The following is a 22,088-nucleotide window of genomic DNA, read 5'->3' on the forward strand; positions in this document are numbered from 1 at the left end:
GCGCCTTGCTGCGCCCGGAAGGGCTGAAAAATGAAGAAAATGGATCAAATTTCGACGCGGGTCGTTTTTTGAAAAGTACTGACGGCTCGATAGCCGGAGAATATCCGGCTATTTCAGACCATCCTTAAGGGGACCACTTAAGAGGACGGATTTATTTTCTGATATTAATCCATCCGCCTTTCCCGCTCAGCCAACCTCCTCAAACCGCCGCCGCTTCATGAACAACCCCATCCCTATCGCCACGGCAAAAGCCGACAGCAACCCCAGATCAAACCCCAACACGCGGGTCTCACCGGCCAAAACGCAGCCAACCGCACCCGCCGCCACCAACACCACGCCTAGCCACTTGCGTAGCAGATAGGGTTTGAGGAATCGATCGAGTAGAAAGGACAACACCAAGGCAATGACCAATTGAGTAATTACGGACATGTACGTCTCCGGTCAGGTCTTGATGATCAATGTCGAGAGGGTGCGTTGCGGGCCGATACCGCCGTTGACCTGCGCCTCGATGCTGACCAGTACGTCGCCCGCATGGTAGGTGGGCAGGATTTCATTGGCATACATGCGCACACCGGCCCCTACAGACGCCGCCACGTAATAGGGGGCCACGGCCTTGGCGGCGGCAGTCGAGGCCGTGGTTGCAAGGTTGGCGATCGTGGTGCGCTGGGCGTTGAGGGCGTCGCCCTGTTGCCGGGTGAGCGGCTTGGAGATACCGATCATCATCACGCAAGGCAGGCCCTTGGCCTGCATCTTGTCGTATACCTCGACGACCTTGCTGTTGACTTCATAGTGGGCGCTTTTTGCCTCGCCAAAATGCAGCTCGCGCAAGCGCCCACGTTCGCTGTCGGTGAGGGTGATCTACGAGACGTTGAAGACGATCCCGTGATTGCCCATGTATTGAAAAGTCCCTTCGAACTTCATCGCCCGTATCCTTTTGGGGTAAAGGTGGCAATTCTCTGCAACGGGCGGATCGGATTCAAATCATTTCGTATCGCCGGATTGAGCAAAACAACCCACATGCATCGCCAAAACGCTCCTCTCCTACAGCCCCCGCCTACAACGTCCATCTAGCTACGCATCCTTGCGCCTTTGCCTACAACTACGCCAGAATCCGCCCGCTTGTGCGCCTTGTCCCTGGGTTTTATTGTCGTTCCTGCCACTGCCCATCAGTGGTCGGGTTTAGTAGCCCGAGGTAATCGAAGTTGTACAAGCGCTTCAAAAACAGGGCCCGACCCTGTTCTTGATGGTGGCTGTACGCAGGGCGCTCAGGCGCGCCGGCTTCTTCGGTTCCCCGGTCTACTAACCTGCGTACAGCTGCCCCCCCTTTGTTTAGTAGCTTCGGGGTGTCGGCACCACATCTGGAACCGAAGCTTATGTTCAAAATAACGCCGAATCCGCCAGAAGCAGATTCCACCTCTACATCCGCAAAATCCAAAGCCCAGCAGCAAGACGAAACCACCAAACGCGTGCTCGATCACTACTTGCTACCGAAACCGGATAAATCCCAAGAAGCCCCCAAACCGGGGCAGCTGTACGCCGTCGTGAAAGGCCTCGATAACGAATGCTTGCTTGCCAACCTCACTGAGACGCTGGCTTCGGCTGATGCCATGGTGAGTGATCTGGCGTTTGATCTGGAGGGATCGAGGCGCCATGTGGCGCAGGGGATTCAGCAGTTGATTGAGCTGAGTTCGTTATTGGCGAATCGGGTGTTGGATAACGTGGAGCCGCGGCAGTAGGTAAGCATTTGTCATGAAAGAACCCGGCGTTTGCGCCGGGTTTTGTTCCGCCCTAATCAGCGGAAATTAGTCCGTCGCGCCGTGCCGTGCCCTGGTGCAGGACACCTGGATGATGACGTGCGTGAATTGCATGCGAGCGGCCCAAAGGTCGACAATCGAAAGAAGCATGAAGCTTGGGCCGATTTAATTGCTGCGAAAGTATTATTCACTCGAATCCCCGACTTCTGGGCCGTAATAGCTGCGCAGTTAGACGAGATAGGTACCCTATTAGGCCCCGCAACACACTCTCACCCTTCCGGCCAAACCCGGGTAAAAATAATCAAGGATTATGTAGCCGCTTACAACCAAGCAGGTAGTACATCAAAAGGCTGCTTCAGCAGAATATTCTGCTGCTTTTCAAGCCCTATCAGCACCACTCAGGCAAGAGAAAATGCGTTCAAGGCGGCTTTCAAGAAAATTGCCACTGGCAAGTTGTAAGAGAAGGAAATAAAACGGAATTAATTAAAAATCCGCCCCTTTTCATTAACGCACCTTTGTAGCGTGGGGACTCGCTCCATCTGTAGATATGTAGGAGCTGTCGAGTGAAACGAGGCTGCGATCTTGCCCCAGACAATTGAGTCATGAGTGAAAGATCAACATCAAGATCAGAAGATCGCAGCCTCGTTTCACTCGACAGCTCCTACCGATCGAGTTTTTTCAGGAACACCGTCATTTCCGCTAGATAGCTATCGCTCGTTCGCACATCGGGTGGTGAACACAACATCTGCAACAGCCTCCGAGCCTGCTCGTGATGCCTACAACTACGCCAGAACCCGACCGCTTGCGCGCCTTGTCCCGGGGTTCTATGGTCTTCCTGCCACTGCCCATCAGTGGTGGGATTTAGTAGCCCGAGGTAATCGAAGTTGTACGAGCGCTTTCTCAAGCAGGGCCCATCTCGGCAGCCGCGAGACAAAGGAATGTGAATATGCGGCATTGGTTTGACGCAGGGGTGGCGAAAAGAATCGCGATCGTCTCGTTTCCGTTGATGGGGACGATGGTCGGCAATTTATTGATGATGCTTGTCGACAGGCTATGCCTGGCACACTACTCACAAGATACGCTGGCCGCTTCCGGTCCTGCGGTATTCACAAGCATGGCGATTATCGCTTTCTTCTGTAGCACCGTCGGCGTTTCACGTTCCTTTATTGCGCAGGCGAATGGTCGATCGGGGCTCAGCGAAGCTTGTAATGAAGCCGCACTGGGGCTGCTCCTTGGTATTGGCTGCGGTGTCCTGCTATTTGTCGCCGCCCCGCTGATCGCGATGATCCCACAGCTCAGCTCCCGCCCACCGCAGATTGTCAGCCTCGAATCGCAGTACATGCTCTGGGCGGCGATCTTCGGTGGCGTAATGACGATCGACACAGCGCTGTCCTCGTTCTTCAACGGTGTGGGTCGAACCCGCGAAACGCTCATGGTCGGCATCGTTGGTCAAGTAGTCGATTCAATCTTCACCGTCGGCCTGGTCTTCGGAAAGTTCGGGCTGCCCGAAATGGGAATGGCCGGAGCCGCTATCGGTACGTTGATCGGCACTTTGTCCATGCTGACGTGCTACGCAGTAATGCTGCCTCGAAAAATCTGGCTTGAGTTGATAAACATCATCATTGCCCGTAGCGGGCGCCTACTGCCCCGGCTGTTTTTCCGGCTGCGTAGAGGTGTTCCCAGTGGCTTGTCCGCCGGGGTGGATCAGCTCGGCAATACTGCATTCATCTGGATAGTCGCGGTACTGGGCTCTAGTGCGCTAGCGGCAAACAACGTCAATCTGACGATCAATTACCTGGGCATCATCCCGATCATCGGTTTGGGTATTGGTTGCAGCATTCTGTGCGCCACTGCAGTGGGCAAGGAGCAATACACTGAGTTGGCAACGATCCTACGGGTGACCGTGACCATCGAGCTGCTCTACGTACTGCTGGTTTCCACCGTTCAAATCACTGTGCCACAGGTCTTGCTCAAGGCTTTCGGCGAACTGGGGCACAACCCGGAGATCGTCGCCCTGGCCATCGATACACAACGCGTACTGTGGACATTCTCCGCCGCCTTTGTCTTCTCTATGACGGGTGCAGCCGTCTTGGAGAGTATTGGTATGGCCAGATTTTCGCTGGTGGTGCGCCTGATTCTGATGTGGTTTATGAGCATTCCGTTGATCTATTACACCGCAATGAGCAATCGCGATGTCCCGTCGTCGCTGATGACATGCTGGGTCATCGGTTCGGTGTTTGAGTTTCTGATTGGCGCAATTTATTTCTGGCGAATCGCCAAAGCCATTCGAGGGGCCGAAAACCGTCTTAACATCGATCCTCATCCTGCCAGCGAGAGCGCGCTATGAACCTGATTATTCGACGGTGCTTGAGAAGTTATTTGTAGGAAATTTGAACCGAACGCCCTTATAGAAACTTAATGTGGCAAACGCCCCGTCTTGAGGTGTTGTCTCGCCCAGATCTGCTGGGCATTGGGATGTAAAAAAGTGGACGCATTTATTTTTAGTGGGATAAGTCGGTTTGGCGGACTGGTATTGAAAACGAGGTGGGCTTTTTTATGAGTGCTTTCGCACTCAAGCGGGAGCAAGCTCCCTCGCCACAAAAAAGCTGTTTTGCATGAGTTCATGCCCGACGCAAAGCGATCCTCAACGTAAGGAATTCTGCTTACACCTTTCGGCGGCCAAGCGACAATCTATATTCCTAAAAGTTGGATCCAATATAGCAAATGAGTATATAACGCAAAAAATAACAGTGTCATTTATCAAAATGATTATGTTAGTTTCGCTTTGCCTTGCAATGAAATGCGAACGGCATAATCTTTCAAAAAAATGGAGCTTTTTATGAAACTCGATATGTCCAAACTGATCGTATCTCAATCCGCACTGAGCCTGACTGCAATGGTTGCGCTGTCGAGCGTAAACAAATCTATCGGCGAATAAATTTCGACGGTGATTTATTAGAAGGACTGCCATATCGCTATGGCGGTCCTTCTTTTTATGGAGAGCCTGCTTTCAAGGAGAAATCAATTGAGCATCTTAATCACAAATGAAGAGTATCGCCAAGATGCCTACACATTGCTCAATCAATACAAAGAGTCGATGAGCTACTTGGCGAGCGTGTTTAATGATGACTATCAAAAATCCGACTCTGTGACCAAGCTGTCTTGGAAGTCTTTCGCATTCTACAATAAGTGCATCAAGAGCTTGCAAGCCAACGATGCAGATTCAGGCTTACATTTTTTTCAAGAAGCCAAGCAAAACGAAAGGCATGGATCAGAAGGATTCAGGGTTTCTGGCTTCTCTGAAAACAACCGAAAAGAAGAAATTGACTTGGTTGCCGATGAAGTACGAGAAGAGGCGTCTGGCAAAATCAGCATTGGTTTCATCGGCGCTGATGTTGCTGAAATCGAGAAAGCAAAATTAATCGCAGGAATAGAACTTCTCAAGGCCCAATCGATAGACCTCTACAATGAAGCTGAGATCCTAATAGATGAAATAGTCTTGACGGGGCCTGGCGATGAATATCATGTCAGATCGGCCAGCAGTTACAATTTATTAGGGCTGATTTTGATATGGGCCGATGAAGTCCATAGCCCCATCTATTACGCACAACAGGTAGTCCATGAGGCCGCCCATTTAAGACTGTTTTTAAAAAGCACAGATGATAAGTTTGTTTTGAATCCAGAGAGTGAATTATACACAGCGCCATTCAGGCCTGACGCCCGTCCCATGCTCGGTATATTTCACGCACTTTTCGTACTGGCTAGAATTGCACTGGCAATGTCTGGTTTGGGAAAAATAGCGCCTGGAAAACTGGCAGAGGAAGCGCTTGAGAAAGGGCGGGCGGCTGAGAAGAGATTTTTCGCGACCGCAGCTCAGATCAAGCGGGACGGTGTGTTGACGCCCATGGGACAACAGATTTTCGATGAGTGCTTGGAGGAAATGACCAAAATATCACCTTTTCGCAATGTTTATGATGACATGCTGAAAAGTGGATTCTGAGCAATGAACAGTTTTAAAAAAATCGCCCCACATGATTACGCATTCTTATTGCTAGTGGCGCTGATCTGGGGGGGGAACTTCGCCTTAATTAAAGTAGGGCTTGAACAAATCAAACCCTTCGTGATGACATTCATCAGGTTTTCGCTTTGCGTCTTCCCGTTTGTATTTCTCATGCCAAGACCTAAAATTCCAGCTTATGTACTCGCCGCCTATGGAATATTGTTTGGTGGCGGAATATGGGGGTGCGCCAACATTGCCATCTATACAGGAACCTCTCCCGGCACTGTATCCCTCATCATTCAGCTCAGCGCATTCATGACATTTATCATTGGCCTGATTGCCTTTAAGGAAAGAGCTTCCAACATCAGCATTATCGCCCTCGCGATATCACTCTCTGGCCTTTTCTTGATGCTAATCAAGAACAATCAGGGTTCAGGTCCGTTGGGCGTTGCTATCTGCTTGCTCGCAGCTTTTTGCTTTAGCATGTGTACTTTCATTATTCAAAAATACAAGCCTAAAGACCTGCTACCCTTTATGGTTTGGAGCTTCTTATTTAGCCTTCCAGTTCTATTTGTTCTTGCCTTGTACTTTGAGGGTGCCGAGTCATTCTATAGCCTGAAGGATGCGATAAACTACAAAGTCATAGTGTCGCTGATCTCACAGTCTTACGTGACGACTCTGCTGGGGTACTGGATATGGAACTACAACATCAGAAAATATTCCGGATCCACCGTGGCCCCCATTGGCTTGTTGGTTCCGTTTTTCGCCATCATCATTTCCTACTTGTTCTTTAGCTACCCGATAAATGGAACAGTCATTCTATCGATAGGCTTGGTTTTCTGCGGCGTGATGTTGTTCAACCTACGACACAGCATTGAGCAGTTATCTAACAAGACCGCCATACAAAGATGACACGACCTTGCTCAGGTTTAAAATTTGCCGCAGGAACGCATGCACCACTTCAATGCCGTCTCGGCCAAACCGCCCAAAAAAAGTGCGCTTCGCTAGTCATTTTGGAGCGCGCTTTTTGCCCGTTGATTTAGTTGCAAACTTTAACTTTCAAAGCGTCTTAAACACGGGGTTTGAGCGTGCACAAAAACGGTACGGCCTGCACTTATCACGGCCCAAGCGGTAGTTTTCACTTCCGTCATGCCGAAACGCTTACGATAGGGAAGTTTCCATGAAAAATTTTTCAAAAGAATTAGCTATTTTTTTAGTCTGCTCAACGGCTTACCGCCTATGTTCCGGGGCATTGGTGGTCTCCCTGACGTGGACCATCCTCAACCAGAACGAAGGTGGTTATTTACCTTTGGCATTGGCGATTTTTTGCTCCTTCATTCCGGCCTTCATCACGCCGGTGATCATCAAGCAGCTGTCGGCGCGAATGAACGGACGAAAAATGAGCAGCTGGTTTACGTTTTGTCTGGCCGGTCTCAGCCTGGTGGTAGGGGCAAGCCGAGACATCACCATCGCTCTACTAGCCGCCAACCTCTTTGTCTGGCTGGTTTTCATGCTGCTCGAAGCCAGCTTGGATATGTGGTTCACCCAGGTTCAGCGTGGTATGGATGAAGCCTCTGTCAGACGAATCAGTGGTGCAACCACTGCAACCGGTCAAGCGGCCCTGATGATTGGTCCGTTGTTGGCAGCCGGCTTGATGCCGATCCTGCCGGGTATGGGGTTCTTCATTTTTCTGGGCGCTGGATTCCTGCTGGTATCAGCGATTTGTTACATCCGCCATGGTCACTCGGTGGTGGCACAAGAGGCTAGCGAGACAGTTGCGCCAGCCAAGCTTCCACTCACCCTGTTTGTGCCCATGGTACTGATCTGGCCAATCCTCGGTGCCTTCAATTTCATGCTTCCCGTGTATGTGTCGAGCCATGGCTGGGCGCTATTTGAGCTTGGTGTGCTGGATGCAGTGTTTGGCATGGGGATGGCGTTGGTGGGAGTGCTGATCATTCTGAGTAATACCGGTCGCAATCTATCGGTATTTCTCTCGGGGCTGATCGGGCTGGCCATCATTTCCGCAGCGGTATGGTTTATGGTGCCAGATACCCTGGTGCTCAAGGCGCTGAGCCTGCTGATCCTTGGCATGGCCTTTGGCGGTGCGCGGGTGCATATCCGAGCAGCCATTGCCTACCGCTACAGCGAGGCTGCCGTTGGTGCGTGTGTTAGCCGGGCGAATGCCCTCGCAACACCGGTCTTGCTGTTAATCCTCAGCCTGCAGTTGGCATTGATCGAGAGCGCGTGGCTGATACCGTTTCTGATGATTACCTTGTCCATTGTTCTATTGCTGCAGACATCGGCGACTCGCTTTGCCCAAGGACACACGAGCCCGGTAACAGCAGGTGCCTGATAGTCCTTATCCGGGGGCAACATAGCCCCCGATTGGGCCACTTGCGCAGCAGATACGGCTTGAGAAACCGATCGAGCAGAAAGGACAGCGCCAGGGCAATGATCATTTGGGTAATTTCGGGCATGTGTGTTTCCAGTCAGGTCTTGGTGATCAGTGTCGAGAGGTGCGTTGTGGGCCAACGCCGCCGTTGACCTGCGCCTCGATGCTGACCAGTACGTCGCCCGCCTGGTAGGTGCGGCAGGATTTGATTGCAGACATACGCGCACCGAGCGTAGTGGATTCAAATCATTTCTATGCCGCCGCCACTTGGCGAGGCTCTTGAGAATTATCTGTAGGACAACCGAATCGAACGCCCTTGCGGAAACTTTAAGTGACAAACAACCCGCCCAAACCGGAATTGTCCTTTATGTAAATCGCCATATCTGAATAAAACTCAGAGCCTTGCGAATTCATCAAGGACTGAAGAATGGAGTTCGATAAGTATCAGTTCACCCCCCATCACGGGATCACTTTCTGCGTAAGCCGTTTCACCGTCATGCCCGCAGACAGAGGCGGGCTCAGAACGCTGTATTTTCGCGAGGCGAAAGCGGCCAACTTTGAAGTCACCCGATTGCTGGTGGAGCTCTATGACAAGATGCTCGCCAGGGATCTGCCTTGTGTCATGAACGTCGGAATTTCCAATCCCCCTGACTCGTAGCCAGGGGGATTGGCTCAATGAGCAACGCACGGATCTTCTCACCATTGCCACTGGGATTTTTACGGGGGTGGCGGGTCAAGTGCCAGGCATTGGTAAAGCTGTCGCACCAGCAGCAGGCTACTTAGGCCGAAGGTGGGCCAAGGACCTGTTACCGACCTATCACACTGGCGATGTAATCGTCAGCCTGGGTGCTCAAGTCAGCGGTGGTATCGGGCCACAGCGCTCAACTTCGTCCATCATCATTCAATCCCGAGGAAACATAAGCTATGAGTCTCAATAGTCAGTATGTACTGGCCGGTTTGGGGATCCTGCTGCTGCATGTTTGTGTGAGACGCTACGTGCTCAGGGTACGACTGGGGATAGCCCTGGTTTGCTTGGGTTTTTTGGTGATATTTGTGTTGCCGTCATTCATTGGCAGCATTGATGTCGGACTCTTTGCGATTGCAGCAATAGCGGCGGGATCGGGGATGATCTCCAGTCGAAGGCTGTACGAGAAGTGATGGAGGCCGCTCCTATCGGTCCAGTTTTTTGAGGAACACGGTCATTTCTTTTTCGGCTTGTTTGTCGCCATGGGCGCGGGCGGCTTCCAGGCCTTGTTGCCAGGCTTGGCGGGCTGCAGCGGCATCGCCCTGGCCTTGGTGGGCCTTGCCCAGTAGTTTCCAGGCTGCTGAGTACTTGGGGTCGAATTCGACGCAGCGTTGGAGGTGTTCGGCGGCGCGGGGGAATTCGCCTAGGTCGAGGTAGCCTTTGCCTAGGCCGAAGCGTAGCAGGGCGTTGTCCACACCCTTGGCGAGCATTTTTTCCAGGGAGTCGAGCATGGGGTGGGTCCTTTGGGGTTATGTCAGTGATTGATCTGTTGAATGTGAGATAGCTATCGCGAGCAGGCTCGCTCCCACAGTGGATCTCAGTCGATCACAATTTTTGTGAACGACAGCGACCCCTTGTGGGAACGAGCCTGCTCGCGATGAGGCCCCTCCTGTCACTGCACATCCAGGATCAGAAGAAACTCAACCCCACATGGAACAGCTTCTCGACATCGCGAATGTGCTTTTTGTCCACCAGGAACAGGATCACATGGTCGCCGGTCTGGATGGCGGTGTCGTCGTGGGCGATCAGCACTTGTTCGTCTCGGATGATCGCGCCGATGGTGGTGCCCGGCGGCAGGCCGATGTCGCGGATGGCCTTGCCGATCACTTTGCTGGACTTGGCATCGCCGTGGGCAATCGCCTCGATGGCCTCGGCCGCACCTCGGCGCAGGGAGTGCACGCTGACGATGTCGCCGCGCCGCACGTGGGCCAGCAAGGTGCCGATGGTTGCCAGTTGCGGGCTGATGGCGATGTCGATGTCGCCGCCCTGGATCAGGTCGACGTAGGCCGGGTTGTTGATGATCGTCATGACCTTCTTCGCCCCCAGGCGCTTGGCCAATAGCGACGACATGATGTTGGCTTCGTCGTCGTTGGTCAGGGCCAGGAAGATGTCGGCATCGGCGATGTTTTCTTCCAGCAACAGGTCGCGGTCCGAGGCACTGCCCTGCAGCACCACGGTGCTGTCGAGGGTGTCGGAGAGGTAGCGGCAGCGCGCCGGGTTCATCTCGATGATCTTGACCTGGTAACGGCTTTCGATGGCTTCGGCCAGGCGCTCGCCGATCTGCCCGCCGCCAGCGATGACGATGCGCTTGTAGTTCTCGTCCAGACGGCGCATTTCGCTCATGACCGCGCGAATATTTGCTTTGGCGGCGATGAAGAAGACTTCGTCGTCGGCTTCGATCACCGTGTCGCCCTGGGGCAGGATCGGCCGGTCACGGCGGAAAATCGCCGCCACCCGGGTCTCCACGTTCGGCATGTGCTCGCGCAACTGGCGCAGTTGCTGGCCCACCAGCGGCCCGCCGTAGTAGGCCCTGACCGCCACCAGTTGCGCCTTGCCTTCGGCAAAGTCGATCACCTGCAAGGCACCAGGGTGCTCGATCAGGCGCTTGATGTAGTTGGTCACCACCTGCTCGGGGCTGATCAGCACATCCACCGGAATCGCTTCGTTGTCGAACAGGTCGGCGCGGGTCAGGTAGGACGCTTCGCGCACCCGGGCGATCTTGGTTGGGGTATGAAACAGCGTGTGGGCGACCTGGCAGGCGACCATGTTGGTTTCGTCGCTGTTGGTCACGGCCACGAGCATGTCGGCATCGTCGGCGCCGGCCTGGCGCAGCACCGTTGGCAACGACCCGCGACCTTGCACGGTGCGGATGTCGAGGCGGTCGCCCAAGTCGCGCAGGCGTTCGCCGTCGGTGTCGACCACGGTGATGTCGTTGGCTTCGCTGGCCAGATGTTCCGCCAGCGAACCGCCGACTTGTCCTGCGCCGAGGATGATGATTTTCATCCAGTCACTCCTATCGAATCGGTCTTAACCGCGTGCGGCGGCGATCTTGATCAGCTTGGCGTAATAGAACCCATCGTGTCCGCCCTCCTGGGCCAGCAACTGGCGGCCATGGGGCTGTTTCAGGCCGGCTTGGCTGGCAATGTCCAGTTCCCGCGCCCCTGGGGTGCGGGCGAGAAAGGCGTCGATCACGTCGGTGTTCTCGGTCGGCAACGTCGAACAAGTGGCGTAGAGCAGCATGCCACCGACTTCCAGGGTCGGCCACAAGGCATCAAGCAGTTCGCCCTGCAACACGGCCAATGCCGCAATGTCGTCCGGCTGGCGGGTGAGCTTGATGTCCGGATGGCGGCGGATCACGCCGGTGGCCGAGCACGGGGCGTCGAGGAGGATGCGCTGGAACGGCTTGCCGTCCCACCAGGTTGCCGTGTCGCGGCCATCGGCGGCGATCAGCTCGGCCTCCAGGCCCAGGCGTTCGAGGTTCTCCTTCACCCGCACCAGGCGCTTGGCTTCCAGGTCCACGGCCACCACGCCGGCCAGCTTCGGCTCGGCCTCGAGGATGTGACAGGTCTTGCCACCCGGTGCGCAGCAGGCGTCCAGCACCCGTTGGCCAGGCGCCAGCTCCAGCAGGTCGGCGGCCAGTTGGGCGGCTTCGTCCTGGACGCTGATCCAGCCCTCGGCAAAGCCCGGCAAGGCGCGCACATCGCCCGGGGTTTCCAGCACGATGCCGTCGCGACTGTAGTGGCACGGGATGGCCGGGATGCCCGCCTCACCCAGCAACGCCAGGTAGGCATCGCGGGTATGGTGGCGACGGTTGACCCGCAGGATCATCGGCGGGTGGGCATTGTTGGCGGCGCAGATGGCTTCCCACTGCTCGGGCCAGAACGCCTTGAGGGATTTTTGCAACCAGCGTGGGTGCGCCGTGCGCACCACCGGGTCGCGCTCCAGTTCGGCCAACAGGGCTTCGCTTTCCCGCTGGGCACGGCGCAACACGGCATTGATCAGGGCCTTGGCCCAAGGCTTTTTCAGCTTGTCGGCACAGCCCACGGTTTCGCCGATGGCGGCGTGGGCCGGGACGCGGGTGTAGAGCAGTTGATAAAGCCCCACCAGCAACAACGCTTCGACGTCGGCATCGGCGGCCTTGAATGGCTTCTGCAACAGCTTGGCCGCCAGGGCCGACAGCCGCGGCTGCCAACGGGCGGTGCCGAACGCCAGGTCTTGGGTGAAACCGCGATCACGGTCTTCAACCTTGTCCAGTTGGGTCGGCAAGGAACTGTTGAGGGAGGCTTTGCCGCTGAGGACGGCGGCAAGTGCCTTGGCGGCGGCCAGACGCGGGTTCATGAGGCGTCCGCCGCTTGGCCGAGGACGGTGCCGACGGCAAATTTCTCACGGCGGCTGTTGAACAGGTCGCTGAAATTGAGTGCCTTGCCACCGGGCAGTTGCAGGCGCGTCAGGCACAACGCCTGTTCACCGCAGGCCACGACCAGGCCATCCTTGCTGGCGCTGAGGATCTCACCCGGTGCGCCCTTCCCTTCGGCGTAACTGGCCGCTAGCACTTTCAGGGCTTCGCCGTTCAAGGTGCTGTGGCAGATCGGCCAAGGGTTGAAGGCGCGCACCAGGCGTTCCAGCTCAACGGCCGGACGACGCCAGTCGATACGGGCTTCGTCCTTGTTCAGTTTGTGTGCGTAGGTGGCGAGGCTGTCATCCTGCACCTCGCCCTCCAGCCTGCTCGCGGCCAGGCCGGCAATGGCCTGGACCACGGCCGGCGGGCCAATGAGCGCGAGGCGGTCGTGCAGGCTGCCACCGGTATCTTCGGCGCTGATGGGGGTGCTGACCTTGAGCAGCATCGGCCCGGTGTCCAGGCCGGCTTCCATGCGCATCACGGTCACGCCGCTCTCGGCATCGCCCGCTTCCACGGCACGCTGGATCGGCGCGGCACCGCGCCAGCGCGGCAGCAGCGAGGCGTGGCTGTTGATGCAACCCAGGCGCGGGATATCCAGCACCACTTGGGGCAGGATCAGGCCGTAGGCGACCACCACCATCAAGTCCGGCTTCAACGCCGCCAGTTCGGCCTGGGCTTGCGCATCGCGCAGGGTCGGCGGCTGCAACACCTCGATGCCGTGCTCCAGGGCCAACTGCTTGACCGGGCTGGGCATCAGTTTTTGCCCGCGACCGGCCGGTCGGTCCGGCTGGGTGTAGACCGCGACGATTTCGTAGGGGCTGGCCAGCAGGGCCTTGAGGTGTTCGGCGGCAAATTCGGGAGTGCCGGCAAAGACGATGCGCAGTGGCTCAGTCATGGGTAGCTCTCAATTACAAAGCAGTCGCAAAAAGAAAAAGGCTTGCCGCGGCAAGCCTTTGAAGGGGGGCATCAAGCGTTCTGGCGATGGATCTTTTCCAGTTTTTTCTTGATCCGGTCACGCTTGAGGTTAGACAGGTAATCCACGAACAGCTTGCCGTTGAGGTGGTCACACTCGTGCTGGATGCACACGGCCAGCAAGCCTTCGGCGATCAGTTCATAAGGCTGGCCGTCACGGTCCAGGGCCTTGATCTTGACCTTCTGTGGGCGGTCGACGTTTTCGTAGAAGCCTGGCACCGAAAGGCAGCCTTCTTGGTATTGGTCCATCTCGTCGGTCAGGGTTTCGAACTCGGGGTTGATGAACACTCGCGGCTCGCTGCGGTCTTCGGAGAGGTCCATGACGACGATACGCTTGTGCACGTTGACCTGGGTCGCGGCGAGGCCGATGCCTGGCGCTTCATACATTGTTTCAAACATGTCGTCGACCAACTGACGCACTTCGTCGTCCACTACGGCCACTGGTTTGGCGATAGTGCGCAGGCGCGGGTCTGGAAATTCGAGAATGTTCAAAATGGCCATAAGCTTGATAAATGCACGTGTGAGGTAAAGTCGGGTGGCTGGCCTGGCGTGTCTTGGGATGCAGGCTACCGTTGTAAAACGTTGCGCTTGTGGAGAATAGCTCCTTAAGCAGCGAGCCACGGGGGCTCTGGCGTTTTACGCGAACGCACATAATAAAGGGATTCACCGCATGAGGAAATCACTACTCGCCCTGCTGCTCCTGGCCTCGGCCGGTATCGCGCACGGGCAAGTGCAACTTCGGGAAGGTTTTCCCCAGCAATACACGGTGGTGACGGGGGACACACTGTGGGACATTTCCGGCAAGTACCTGCGCGAGCCGTGGAAATGGCCGGAGCTGTGGCAGGCCAACCCGCAGGTCGAAAACCCCAACCTGATCTATCCGGGCGACACCCTGTCGCTGGTCTACGTCAACGGCCAGCCGCGCCTGACCCTCAATCGCGGCACTTCGCGCGGTACCATCAAGCTGTCGCCGCGCATTCGCAGTTCGCCAGTGGCCGACGCCATCCCGAGCATTGCGCTGCAATCGATCAACAGCTTCCTGCTGAGCAACCGCATCGTCGACACGCCTGAGGATTTCAACAAGGCCCCCTACATCGTCGCCGGCAATGCCGAGCGAGTGCTCAGCGGCATGGGGGATCGGGTCTTTGCCCGTGGCTCGTTCGATACGAACCAGACGGCGTACGGCATCTTCCGCCAGGGCAAGGTCTACACCGACCCCGAGACCCAGGAATTCTTGGGCATCAACGCCGATGACATCGGCGGCGGCGAGGTGGTCGCCACCGAGGGCGACGTCACCACCCTGGTCCTGCAACGCACCACCCAGGAAGTGCGCCTGGGTGATCGCCTGTTCAGCGGCGAAGAGCGCTCGATCAACTCGACCTTTATGCCCAGTGCGCCGAAATCGGACATCCACGGGTTGATCCTGGACGTGCCGCGAGGCGTGACCCAGATCGGCGCGCTGGACGTGGTCACCCTGAACAAGGGCCGGCGCGACGGGCTGGCCGAAGGCAATGTGCTGGCGGTGATGAAGACCGGTGAAACCGTACGCGACCGTATCACGGGCGAGCGGGTGAAAATCCCCGATGAACGGGCCGGTCTGCTGATGGTTTTTCGCACCTACGACAAGCTCAGCTATGGCCTGGTGCTGTATGCATCGCGCTCGTTGGCGGTGCTCGACAAGGTTCGTAATCCATAACGGGTCTCACAAGTTACCAACAGAGTTATCCACAGCTTTCTCCCGTTTGAACGGGGCTCATAACGATCAAGGATTGATCACATGCCACTGCCTGAACCTGCGCCGGTTTCCCCTGCGGAACTGGAGGCCCGACTACGCCTTCACCGCTTGCCGGAGCTGGGACCCAAACGTTTCATGACCCTGATGGAGGCCTTCGGTTCGGCCTCCAAGGCCATCAGTGCACCGGCCAGCGCCTGGCGCGCGTTGGGCTTGCCGTTGGCCTGTGCCGAGGCGCGGCGCAACCCGGATGTGCGTGACGGCGCCGCCCATGCATTGGCCTGGCTGGAGCGTTCGGGCCAGCATTTACTGATGTGGGACCAACCCGACTACCCGGCGCTGCTGGCGCAGATCAGCGGCGCGCCGCCGCTGCTGTTCGTCGCTGGCGACACCTCGATCCTGGAAAAACCCCAGCTGGCGATGGTCGGCAGTCGCCGGGCATCACGCCCCGGCATGGACACCGCGGCGGCGTTTTCCCGCAGCCTGGCCGGGGCCGGTTTTGTCATCACCAGCGGCCTGGCCCTGGGCATCGATGCGGCGGCCCATCAAGCGGCGCTGGATGTTGGCGGACGCACCGTCGGCGTGCTGGGCACCGGCCTGGAAAATTTTTATCCACAGCGCAATCGGCGGCTGGCGGAGGCGATGATTGCCCAGGGCAGCGCGGTGTTGTCGGAGTTCCCGTTGGACGCGCCGCCCCACGCCAGCAACTTTCCGCGCCGCAACCGGATCATCAGTGGTTTGTCCCTGGGGGTACTGGTGGTCGAAGCCAGTGTCGCCAGCGGTTCGCTGATCACCGCCCGACTGGCGGCGGAACAAGGCCGCGAGGTGTACGCCATTCCTGGATCGATCCATCACCCTGGTGCCCGAGGCTGCCATCAACTGATCCGCGACGGTGCGGCGCTGGTGGAAACCGTCGAGCACATCCTCGAAGCGCTGCGTGGTTGGCAACAGTTACCGCTGGCCTCGGAGCCTGTACCCGTGACCCATCCGCTGCTGCGCCTGCTGCATGCCGCGCCGCTGAGCAGTGAGGCGCTGGCCGACGCCAGTGGCTGGGGCTTGCCCAAAGTGCTGGCGGCGTTGACCGAACTGGAGATGGAAGGACGCGCGACCTGTGACAGCGGACGCTGGTTTGCGCGCTAGGTTTTATGGGGAAGATCGGTAAACTGCCCACAGCCTTATTTGCGTTGCGGGAGAATCTTCATGGTCAACAGTTGGCGTGTGCAACAAGCCGCGCGAGAAATTCGCGCCGGGGCGGTGATTGCCTATCCAACCGAAGCGGTCTGGGGCCTGGGTTGTGACCCGTGGAACGAGGAGGCGGTGGAACGCCTGCTGGCGATCAAGTCGCGACTGCCCGACAAAGGCCTGATCCTGGTGGCTGACAACATCCACCAGTTCGACTTTCTGTTCGAAGATTTCCCCGAAACCTGGATGGACCGCATGGCCAGCACATGGCCGGGGCCCAATACCTGGCTGGTGCCGCACCAGGACCTGCTACCGGAATGGATCACCGGGGTGCACGACACGGTCGCGCTGCGGGTCAGCGACCATCCCACCGTGCGCGACTTATGCTCGTTGGTCGGGCCGCTGGTGTCCACCTCGGCCAACCCCCAAGGGCGCCCGGCGGCGCGCACGCGGATTCGCGTCGAGCAGTATTTTCGCGGGCAGATCGACCTGGTGCTGGGCGGCAACCTGGGCGGGCGCAAGAACCCCAGCGTGATTCGCGACCTGGCGAGCGGCAAGGTCGTTCGGCCGGACTGATACCGCGTCATCGTTCATCGCGGGCAAGCCTTGCTCCCACAGGTCAGGCTCTTGCAGGCTGGCGATACAATTTTCCAGGTACTGGCGCACCGGTTCCTTCAGTTGGCCGACCGACTGTTCGACATCGCGGCTGACCCGCGGCTCGAAGGGGGCTTCGCATTGCCGTTCGAACGGTTCGCCGCCTGCGGTGGATCAGCCTGGGAGGGCCAGGTCATAGGACAGCTTGCTGATCAGGATCACCAGCAGCACCAGGAACAGCCCACGGACAAAGGGCACTCCCTTGCGCACCGCCAGCCAGGTGCCGGTCAGCGCGCCGAGGATATTGAACAGCGCCATCGGCAGCGCCACCAGGTAGAGCACGTTGCCGGTCGGGATAAAGAACAGCAGCGCCGCGACATTGGTGGCGATGTTCACCAGCTTGGCTGACGCCGAGGCGTGCAAGAAGTCGAAGGCGAAGCAGCGAATGAACAGGAAGATCAGGAAGCTGCCGGTGCCCGGCCCGAACAAACCGTCGTAGAAACCGATGGCGCCACCGACCAGTACCGCCAGCAGCTTCTCCTTGGTGCCGATGCGCATGGGCTTGTGCAGGCTGCCAAAGTCCTTTTTCCAGAAGGTGTAGATCGCCATCAGCACGATCAGCACCAATACCGCCGGGCGCATCAGTGCCTGCGGCACGATCGATACCGTCGCCGCGCCAGCGAAGGCCATGACAAAAGCCGCGCCGGCGGCAGGAACCACCAGGCTCCAGTCGATCACCACCTTGCGCACGAACGAGCGCGCAGCAAAGGCCGTGCCGCAGGCCGCCGCGACCTTGTTGGTGCCGAGCAGGGCGGCGGGTTGGGCGCTGGGCAGCACATTGAACAGTGCCGGAATCTGGATCAGGCCGCCGCCGCCGACGGCCGCATCGATCAGGCCGGCGGCGAAGGCAAAGACACATAGCAGGACGATATCGAACATTGAATCAGGCTCTGGCGATAACGGGGTGGGGGTCGAGAGCGGAAGGCTAACGGAAGGGCCTTTTTTGTGTTGCAATGTCATATTGCGAAAAGTGCAACGAGGTGGCCGATGGCACTGGATATGTTGGCTGATCTTGAAGCCTTTGCGACGGTGGCCCGCAAGCGCAGTTTTGTCGTCGCAGCCCGCAGCCTGGGGCGCTCCCCCAGCTCGCTGACCCGCGCCATTCAAGGGCTGGAAGAACGCAGCGGGGTCAAGTTGTTCAATCGCTCGGCCAATGCCGTGACGCTGACCGAGGCCGGCGAGCGGCTACTGCCCCACGCCCACAGAATGCTCGATCTGCAACGTGAAGCGGACGAGGACTTGGCCGGGCTCAGCGGCCTGGCCACTGGCTGGATCCGCTTTTGTGCTCCGCAGTCCTTGGCCCACACGGTGGTCCCCGGATTGATCACCCAGTACAGCCAGCGTTATCCCGATGTCAGTGTGGATGTGATCTTCACCGATGCGGCGGTCGATCCGGTCAAGGGCAAGCTGGACTTTTCAATTCGCGGCGCCTTTCCACAATCCAGCGACCTGATCGGCTACCCGCTGTGGAGCTATTCGCGCTACCTCTACGCCAGCCCTGACTACCTGGAGCGACGCGGGCTGCCGGCGTCCATCGAGGCGCTGGAACAGCACGCATTGATCCTGCACACGGCGCCACGGATCCTCAAAGAATGGAATTTTCGTGGGCCGGGCCACGCCGGCAGCTTTCGCGTGCACCCCAAGTTTCGCTTCAGTTCCGGCGCGGCGGTGTTCCAGGCTGCGCTGGCCGGCGCCGGGATTGCCCGCCTGGCCGACTGGATGGCGGAGCCGGAAGTGGCGTCGGGGCGCCTGACGAGGGTGTTCCCCGAATACAAGCTGACCTCCAGCACGGGTGAAGACCCGCGCATGCATGCGGTCTATCCCGCCGGCAACCTGCCGTTGCGGGTCAAGAACCTGCTGGACATGATCCGTGCCTACGGTGACAGCGTCAGCCGCTCCTGAACCTGGGTTTTGTACGAAAAATCTGCCAGAACGCCAGGAAATTTGGTCCCACAGGTTTTACTCTGTGGGAGCAAGGCTTGCCCGCGATGAGGCCATCAAAAACACGCGGTCATTCAAGGCAGGAGCACGGTCGACCCCGTCGTCCGCCGCGCCGACAGCTCGGCCTGAGCCTTGGCCGCTTGCGCCAGTGGATAACGCTGGTTGATGTCGACGGTGAGCTTACCGCTGGCGATCATTGCAAACAGTTCATCGGCCATGCGCTGCAGGTTTTCGGCGTTGTTGGCGTAAGTCGCCAGGGTCGGGCGGGTGACGTACAGCGAGCCCTTGGCCGCGAGAACTCCCAGGTTCACACCCTCCACCGCACCCGAGGCATTGCCGAAGCTCACCACCAGGCCACGGGGGGCGACGCTGTCCAGGGAGGTCAGCCAGGTGTCCTTGCCCACCCCGTCGTACACCACAGGCACCTTCTTGCCGTCAGTCAGTTCCAGCACCCGCTGGGCGACGTTTTCCTTGCTGTAGTCGATGGTTTCCCAAGCACCGTGGGATTTGGCGATGGCGGCTTTTTCCGGCGAACTGACGGTGCCGATCAGCTTCACGCCCAAGGCCTTGGCCCACTGGCAAGCCAGGGAACCCACGCCACCGGCGGCGGCGTGGAACAGGATGGTTTCGCCGCCCTTGAGTTCATAGGTCTGGCGCAACAGGTACTGCACGGTCAGGCCCTTGAGCATCACGCCCGCCGCCTGTTCAAAACTGATGGATTCGGGCAAATGCACCAGGTTGGCCTCGGGCAACACATGCACATCGCTGTAGGCCCCCAGCGGGCCGCTGCCGTACGCCACCCGGTCGCCGACCTTGAACCGCGTGACGTGCGAGCCGATCGCCTCGACCACACCCGCGCCTTCGGCACCCAGGCCTGATGGCAACGCCGGTGGCGGATAAAGGCCGCTGCGGTAGTAGGTGTCGATGAAATTCAGGCCGATCGCTTTGTTACTGACGCGCACCTGCTGCGGGCCCGGCTCGGCAGGCGAGTAATCGGCGTACTCGAGCACTTCGGGACCGCCGTGGGAACTGAACTGGATACGTTTGGCCATCTTCACTTTCTCCTTGTCGCAGGACTTTTACCAAGCCTGCTATCGGACTCCTAAGCTTGACCGTCGTCAACTGTGGTGTGGGCAAGTGCGGTGGTATCCTGTGCGCCCATTTGCCACCGGCCCGCTATACGCCGCGTAGCGTAGCCCTGATCAAGGTGATGTCATGTCCACTCGCACCGAGGCCGTGAAAGCCTACCTGCTCGACCTGCAAGACCGTATCTGCACCGCCCTGGAAGCCGAAGACGGCGGCACTCGCTTCATCGAAGATGCCTGGACCCGGCCGGCCGGTGGTGGCGGTCGCACGCGGGTGATCGAAAACGGCACGGTGATCGAAAAGGGCGGCGTCAACTTTTCCCACGTCTTCGGCAGCGGTCTGCCCCCCTCGGCCAGCGCCCATCGGCCAGAACTGGCCGGGCGCGGCTTCGAAGCCTTGGGCGTGTCGTTGGTGATCCACCCGCACAACCCGCACGTGCCGACCTCCCACGCCAACGTGCGTTTCTTCATCGCCGAAAAGGAAGGCGAAGAGCCGGTCTGGTGGTTTGGCGGCGGCTTCGACCTGACGCCTTACTACGGCGTCGAGGAAGACTGCGTCCATTGGCACCGTGTCGCCGAGCAGGCCTGCGCGCCGTTCGGCCCCGAGGTGTACCCGCGCTACAAGGCCTGGTGCGACAGCTACTTCCATCTCAAGCATCGCAACGAGCCCCGGGGCATCGGCGGCCTGTTTTTCGACGACCTGAACGCGTGGAATTTCGACACCTGCTTCGCCTTCATCCGCGCCATCGGCGACGCCTACATCGATGCCTACCTGCCGATCGTGCGCCGCCGCAAGCACGACGCGTTCACCGCCAAACAGCGGGAATTCCAGGAATTTCGCCGTGGGCGCTACGTGGAGTTCAACCTGGTCTACGACCGCGGCACCCTGTTCGGGCTGCAATCGGGCGGGCGTACCGAATCGATCCTGATGTCCCTGCCACCGCAAGTGCGCTGGGGCTACGACTGGAAAGCCGAGCCGGGCAGCGAAGAAGCGCGGCTGACCGAGTACTTCCTGCAAGATCGCGATTGGCTGGCGAAGGCCTGAACGGGGATTTTTCATGGACCGCTACGTTGTAATGGGTAACCCGATCGGCCACAGCAAGTCGCCGTTGATCCATCGCCTGTTTGCCGAGCAGACCGGGCAAACCCTGGACTACAGCACGCTGCTGGCACCGCTGGAGGATTTCGCCGGTTGCGCCCAGGCATTTTTCCGCGAGGGGCGTGGGGCGAACGTCACAGTGCCCTTCAAGGAAGACGCCTTCCGCCTGGCCGATACCCTGACCGAGCGGGCCCAGCGGGCCGGGGCGGTCAATACGTTGAGCAAACTGGCCGACGGTCGTCTGTTGGGTGACAACACCGACGGCGCCGGGCTGGTCCGGGACCTGACCGTCAATGCCGGCTTCAACCTCCGGGGCAAGCGCATCCTGTTGCTGGGGGCCGGTGGCGCAGTGCGTGGCGCCCTGGAACCGCTACTGGCCGAAGCGCCGGCCTCGGTGATCATCGCCAATCGCACGGTGGAAAAAGCCGAATTGCTGGCCGAGTTGTTCGCCGACCTGGGCCCGGTCTCAGCCAGCGGCTTCGACTGGCTGCAAGAGCCGGTGGACCTGATCATCAACGCCACCTCCGCGAGCCTGTCGGGGGATGTACCGCCGATTGCCACCTGCTTGATCGAGCCCGGCAAGACGGTTTGCTACGACATGATGTATGGCAAGGAACCGACCTCATTCTGCCGTTGGGCCAATGAACACGGCGCGGCGGTGGCAATGGATGGCCTGGGCATGCTCGCCGAACAGGCGAGCGAAGCGTTCTACCTGTGGCGCGGGATACGCCCCGACACCGCGCCAGTACTGGCCGAACTGCGCCGCCAGTTGGCGCTGTAGGAGCTGTCGAGTGCAACGAGGCTGCGATCTTGTCCCAGGCAATTGAGCCACAAGTGAAAGGATCAAAATCAA

At 58.5% G+C, this 22,088-nt stretch carries 23 protein-coding genes; 14 read left to right on the forward strand and 9 right to left on the reverse strand.

The window, feature by feature from the left end:
* Window positions 1–186 precede the first annotated feature (186 nt).
* Both AACY31_RS12695 and AACY31_RS12700 read right to left on the reverse strand, forming a co-directional pair.
* A complete protein-coding gene (locus AACY31_RS12695; RefSeq protein WP_339492876.1) occupies window positions 187–429 on the reverse strand; it encodes a hypothetical protein in 243 nt (80 codons plus the stop codon).
* Window positions 430–441: 12 nt separating this feature from the next.
* Window positions 442–858 (reverse strand): hypothetical protein, encoded by a 417-nt coding sequence (locus tag AACY31_RS12700; protein ID WP_445261540.1) that lies wholly within the window; start codon window positions 856–858, stop codon window positions 442–444.
* Between the two features lie 515 nt (window positions 859–1,373).
* On the opposite strand from AACY31_RS12700, the gene AACY31_RS12705 reads away from it, so the two are divergent.
* The 8 genes from AACY31_RS12705 to AACY31_RS12740 all read left to right on the forward strand — a co-directional run bounded on the left by AACY31_RS12705 (window position 1,374) and on the right by AACY31_RS12740 (window position 9,304).
* Window positions 1,374–1,736, forward strand: coding sequence for a DUF6124 family protein (locus AACY31_RS12705; protein WP_339492877.1), 363 nt, complete (start codon window positions 1,374–1,376; stop codon window positions 1,734–1,736).
* Between the two features lie 117 nt (window positions 1,737–1,853).
* Complete coding sequence (locus AACY31_RS12710; protein WP_339504537.1) at window positions 1,854–2,213, forward strand: hypothetical protein; 360 nt, start codon at window positions 1,854–1,856, stop codon at window positions 2,211–2,213.
* 487 nt (window positions 2,214–2,700) lie between these two features.
* Window positions 2,701–4,101 (forward strand): MATE family efflux transporter, encoded by a 1,401-nt coding sequence (locus AACY31_RS12715; RefSeq protein WP_339504538.1) that lies wholly within the window; start codon window positions 2,701–2,703, stop codon window positions 4,099–4,101.
* Between the two features lie 678 nt (window positions 4,102–4,779).
* On the forward strand, window positions 4,780–5,754 hold the full coding sequence (locus AACY31_RS12720; RefSeq protein WP_339479726.1) for an aKG-HExxH-type peptide beta-hydroxylase: 975 nt from the start codon (window positions 4,780–4,782) through the stop codon (window positions 5,752–5,754).
* A gap of 3 nt (window positions 5,755–5,757) precedes the next feature.
* Complete coding sequence (locus AACY31_RS12725) at window positions 5,758–6,666, forward strand: DMT family transporter (protein ID WP_339504539.1); 909 nt, start codon at window positions 5,758–5,760, stop codon at window positions 6,664–6,666.
* 268 nt (window positions 6,667–6,934) lie between these two features.
* Entirely contained in the window at window positions 6,935–8,107 is a 1,173-nt protein-coding gene (locus AACY31_RS12730) for a hypothetical protein (RefSeq protein ID WP_339479729.1), read from the forward strand.
* Window positions 8,108–8,573: 466 nt separating this feature from the next.
* Window positions 8,574–8,804 carry a hypothetical protein gene (locus tag AACY31_RS12735; protein WP_339479730.1) on the forward strand — a complete coding sequence of 77 codons (231 nt, stop codon included), beginning with the start codon at window positions 8,574–8,576 and terminating at the stop codon, window positions 8,802–8,804.
* A 266-nt stretch (window positions 8,805–9,070) separates the two neighbouring features.
* Window positions 9,071–9,304 carry a hypothetical protein gene (locus tag AACY31_RS12740; protein ID WP_339479732.1) on the forward strand — a complete coding sequence of 78 codons (234 nt, stop codon included), beginning with the start codon at window positions 9,071–9,073 and terminating at the stop codon, window positions 9,302–9,304.
* Between the two features lie 12 nt (window positions 9,305–9,316).
* Here AACY31_RS12740 and AACY31_RS12745 read toward each other — a convergent pair whose 3' ends face one another.
* The 5 genes from AACY31_RS12745 to def all read right to left on the reverse strand — a co-directional run bounded on the left by AACY31_RS12745 (window position 9,317) and on the right by def (window position 14,043).
* Entirely contained in the window at window positions 9,317–9,622 is a 306-nt protein-coding gene (locus AACY31_RS12745; protein ID WP_339504540.1) for a tetratricopeptide repeat protein, read from the reverse strand.
* A 178-nt stretch (window positions 9,623–9,800) separates the two neighbouring features.
* Entirely contained in the window at window positions 9,801–11,174 is a 1,374-nt protein-coding gene (trkA, locus tag AACY31_RS12750) for a Trk system potassium transporter TrkA (protein WP_339479734.1), read from the reverse strand.
* A gap of 24 nt (window positions 11,175–11,198) precedes the next feature.
* Entirely contained in the window at window positions 11,199–12,509 is a 1,311-nt protein-coding gene (gene rsmB, locus AACY31_RS12755; protein ID WP_339479735.1) for a 16S rRNA (cytosine(967)-C(5))-methyltransferase RsmB, read from the reverse strand.
* Complete coding sequence (gene fmt / locus AACY31_RS12760) at window positions 12,506–13,465, reverse strand: methionyl-tRNA formyltransferase (RefSeq protein ID WP_339479737.1); 960 nt, start codon at window positions 13,463–13,465, stop codon at window positions 12,506–12,508. The genes rsmB and fmt overlap by 4 nt, the downstream gene beginning before the upstream one ends.
* Window positions 13,466–13,536: 71 nt before the next feature.
* On the reverse strand, window positions 13,537–14,043 hold the full coding sequence (gene def / locus AACY31_RS12765) for a peptide deformylase (protein WP_030138961.1): 507 nt from the start codon (window positions 14,041–14,043) through the stop codon (window positions 13,537–13,539).
* 169 nt (window positions 14,044–14,212) lie between these two features.
* Here def and AACY31_RS12770 point away from each other — a divergent pair, with 169 nt between their 5' ends.
* From AACY31_RS12770 to AACY31_RS12780, 3 genes are all read left to right on the forward strand, one after another.
* Window positions 14,213–15,238 (forward strand): LysM peptidoglycan-binding domain-containing protein, encoded by a 1,026-nt coding sequence (locus tag AACY31_RS12770; RefSeq protein WP_339479739.1) that lies wholly within the window; start codon window positions 14,213–14,215, stop codon window positions 15,236–15,238.
* An 81-nt stretch (window positions 15,239–15,319) separates the two neighbouring features.
* Window positions 15,320–16,414, forward strand: coding sequence for a DNA-processing protein DprA (dprA, locus tag AACY31_RS12775; RefSeq protein ID WP_339479741.1), 1,095 nt, complete (start codon window positions 15,320–15,322; stop codon window positions 16,412–16,414).
* A 60-nt stretch (window positions 16,415–16,474) separates the two neighbouring features.
* Window positions 16,475–17,032: an L-threonylcarbamoyladenylate synthase gene (locus AACY31_RS12780; protein WP_339479742.1), complete on the forward strand. Its 558-nt coding sequence runs from the start codon at window positions 16,475–16,477 to the stop codon at window positions 17,030–17,032.
* Between the two features lie 192 nt (window positions 17,033–17,224).
* Here AACY31_RS12780 and AACY31_RS12785 read toward each other — a convergent pair whose 3' ends face one another.
* Window positions 17,225–17,989: a sulfite exporter TauE/SafE family protein gene (locus AACY31_RS12785; RefSeq protein ID WP_339479744.1), complete on the reverse strand. Its 765-nt coding sequence runs from the start codon at window positions 17,987–17,989 to the stop codon at window positions 17,225–17,227.
* 108 nt (window positions 17,990–18,097) lie between these two features.
* Here AACY31_RS12785 and AACY31_RS12790 point away from each other — a divergent pair, with 108 nt between their 5' ends.
* Window positions 18,098–19,012, forward strand: coding sequence for a LysR family transcriptional regulator (locus tag AACY31_RS12790; protein WP_339479746.1), 915 nt, complete (start codon window positions 18,098–18,100; stop codon window positions 19,010–19,012).
* 113 nt (window positions 19,013–19,125) lie between these two features.
* Here AACY31_RS12790 and AACY31_RS12795 read toward each other — a convergent pair whose 3' ends face one another.
* The gene (locus tag AACY31_RS12795) at window positions 19,126–20,103 is read right to left on the reverse strand and encodes an NADPH:quinone reductase (protein ID WP_339492882.1); all 978 of its coding nucleotides are present in this window, start codon (window positions 20,101–20,103) and stop codon (window positions 19,126–19,128) included.
* A gap of 163 nt (window positions 20,104–20,266) precedes the next feature.
* Here AACY31_RS12795 and hemF point away from each other — a divergent pair, with 163 nt between their 5' ends.
* Together hemF and aroE are read left to right on the forward strand one after the other, a co-directional pair.
* Window positions 20,267–21,181 carry an oxygen-dependent coproporphyrinogen oxidase gene (hemF, locus tag AACY31_RS12800; RefSeq protein ID WP_339479749.1) on the forward strand — a complete coding sequence of 305 codons (915 nt, stop codon included), beginning with the start codon at window positions 20,267–20,269 and terminating at the stop codon, window positions 21,179–21,181.
* Window positions 21,182–21,194: 13 nt separating this feature from the next.
* Window positions 21,195–22,016: a shikimate dehydrogenase gene (gene aroE / locus AACY31_RS12805; protein ID WP_339492883.1), complete on the forward strand. Its 822-nt coding sequence runs from the start codon at window positions 21,195–21,197 to the stop codon at window positions 22,014–22,016.
* The last annotated feature ends 72 nt before the right edge of the window (window positions 22,017–22,088 follow it).

It is taken from the genome of Pseudomonas sp. RL_105y_Pfl2_101, from assembly GCF_963970585.1.
In the GTDB taxonomy this organism is placed as follows: domain Bacteria; phylum Pseudomonadota; class Gammaproteobacteria; order Pseudomonadales; family Pseudomonadaceae; genus Aquipseudomonas.

What these genes read in the sequence shown, in the direction of transcription:
- AACY31_RS12745 (WP_339504540.1), bottom strand. Translation starts at nt 9,622, where the DNA reads ATGCTCGACTCCCTGGAAAAAATGCTCGCCAAGGGTGTGGACAACGCC.
- def (WP_030138961.1), bottom strand. Translation starts at nt 14,043, where the DNA reads ATGGCCATTTTGAACATTCTCGAATTTCCAGACCCGCGCCTGCGCACT.
- AACY31_RS12780 (WP_339479742.1), top strand. Translation starts at nt 16,475, where the DNA reads ATGGTCAACAGTTGGCGTGTGCAACAAGCCGCGCGAGAAATTCGCGCC.
- hemF (WP_339479749.1), top strand. Translation starts at nt 20,267, where the DNA reads ATGTCCACTCGCACCGAGGCCGTGAAAGCCTACCTGCTCGACCTGCAA.
- AACY31_RS12715 (WP_339504538.1), top strand. Translation starts at nt 2,701, where the DNA reads ATGCGGCATTGGTTTGACGCAGGGGTGGCGAAAAGAATCGCGATCGTC.
- AACY31_RS12740 (WP_339479732.1), top strand. Translation starts at nt 9,071, where the DNA reads ATGAGTCTCAATAGTCAGTATGTACTGGCCGGTTTGGGGATCCTGCTG.
- AACY31_RS12735 (WP_339479730.1), top strand. Translation starts at nt 8,574, where the DNA reads ATGGAGTTCGATAAGTATCAGTTCACCCCCCATCACGGGATCACTTTC.
- AACY31_RS12725 (WP_339504539.1), top strand. Translation starts at nt 5,758, where the DNA reads ATGAACAGTTTTAAAAAAATCGCCCCACATGATTACGCATTCTTATTG.
- AACY31_RS12790 (WP_339479746.1), top strand. Translation starts at nt 18,098, where the DNA reads ATGGCACTGGATATGTTGGCTGATCTTGAAGCCTTTGCGACGGTGGCC.
- AACY31_RS12785 (WP_339479744.1), bottom strand. Translation starts at nt 17,989, where the DNA reads ATGTTCGATATCGTCCTGCTATGTGTCTTTGCCTTCGCCGCCGGCCTG.
- AACY31_RS12695 (WP_339492876.1), bottom strand. Translation starts at nt 429, where the DNA reads ATGTCCGTAATTACTCAATTGGTCATTGCCTTGGTGTTGTCCTTTCTA.
- dprA (WP_339479741.1), top strand. Translation starts at nt 15,320, where the DNA reads ATGCCACTGCCTGAACCTGCGCCGGTTTCCCCTGCGGAACTGGAGGCC.
- aroE (WP_339492883.1), top strand. Translation starts at nt 21,195, where the DNA reads ATGGACCGCTACGTTGTAATGGGTAACCCGATCGGCCACAGCAAGTCG.
- AACY31_RS12705 (WP_339492877.1), top strand. Translation starts at nt 1,374, where the DNA reads ATGTTCAAAATAACGCCGAATCCGCCAGAAGCAGATTCCACCTCTACA.
- AACY31_RS12770 (WP_339479739.1), top strand. Translation starts at nt 14,213, where the DNA reads ATGAGGAAATCACTACTCGCCCTGCTGCTCCTGGCCTCGGCCGGTATC.
- rsmB (WP_339479735.1), bottom strand. Translation starts at nt 12,509, where the DNA reads ATGAACCCGCGTCTGGCCGCCGCCAAGGCACTTGCCGCCGTCCTCAGC.
- AACY31_RS12795 (WP_339492882.1), bottom strand. Translation starts at nt 20,103, where the DNA reads ATGGCCAAACGTATCCAGTTCAGTTCCCACGGCGGTCCCGAAGTGCTC.
- trkA (WP_339479734.1), bottom strand. Translation starts at nt 11,174, where the DNA reads ATGAAAATCATCATCCTCGGCGCAGGACAAGTCGGCGGTTCGCTGGCG.
- fmt (WP_339479737.1), bottom strand. Translation starts at nt 13,465, where the DNA reads ATGACTGAGCCACTGCGCATCGTCTTTGCCGGCACTCCCGAATTTGCC.
- AACY31_RS12730 (WP_339479729.1), top strand. Translation starts at nt 6,935, where the DNA reads ATGAAAAATTTTTCAAAAGAATTAGCTATTTTTTTAGTCTGCTCAACG.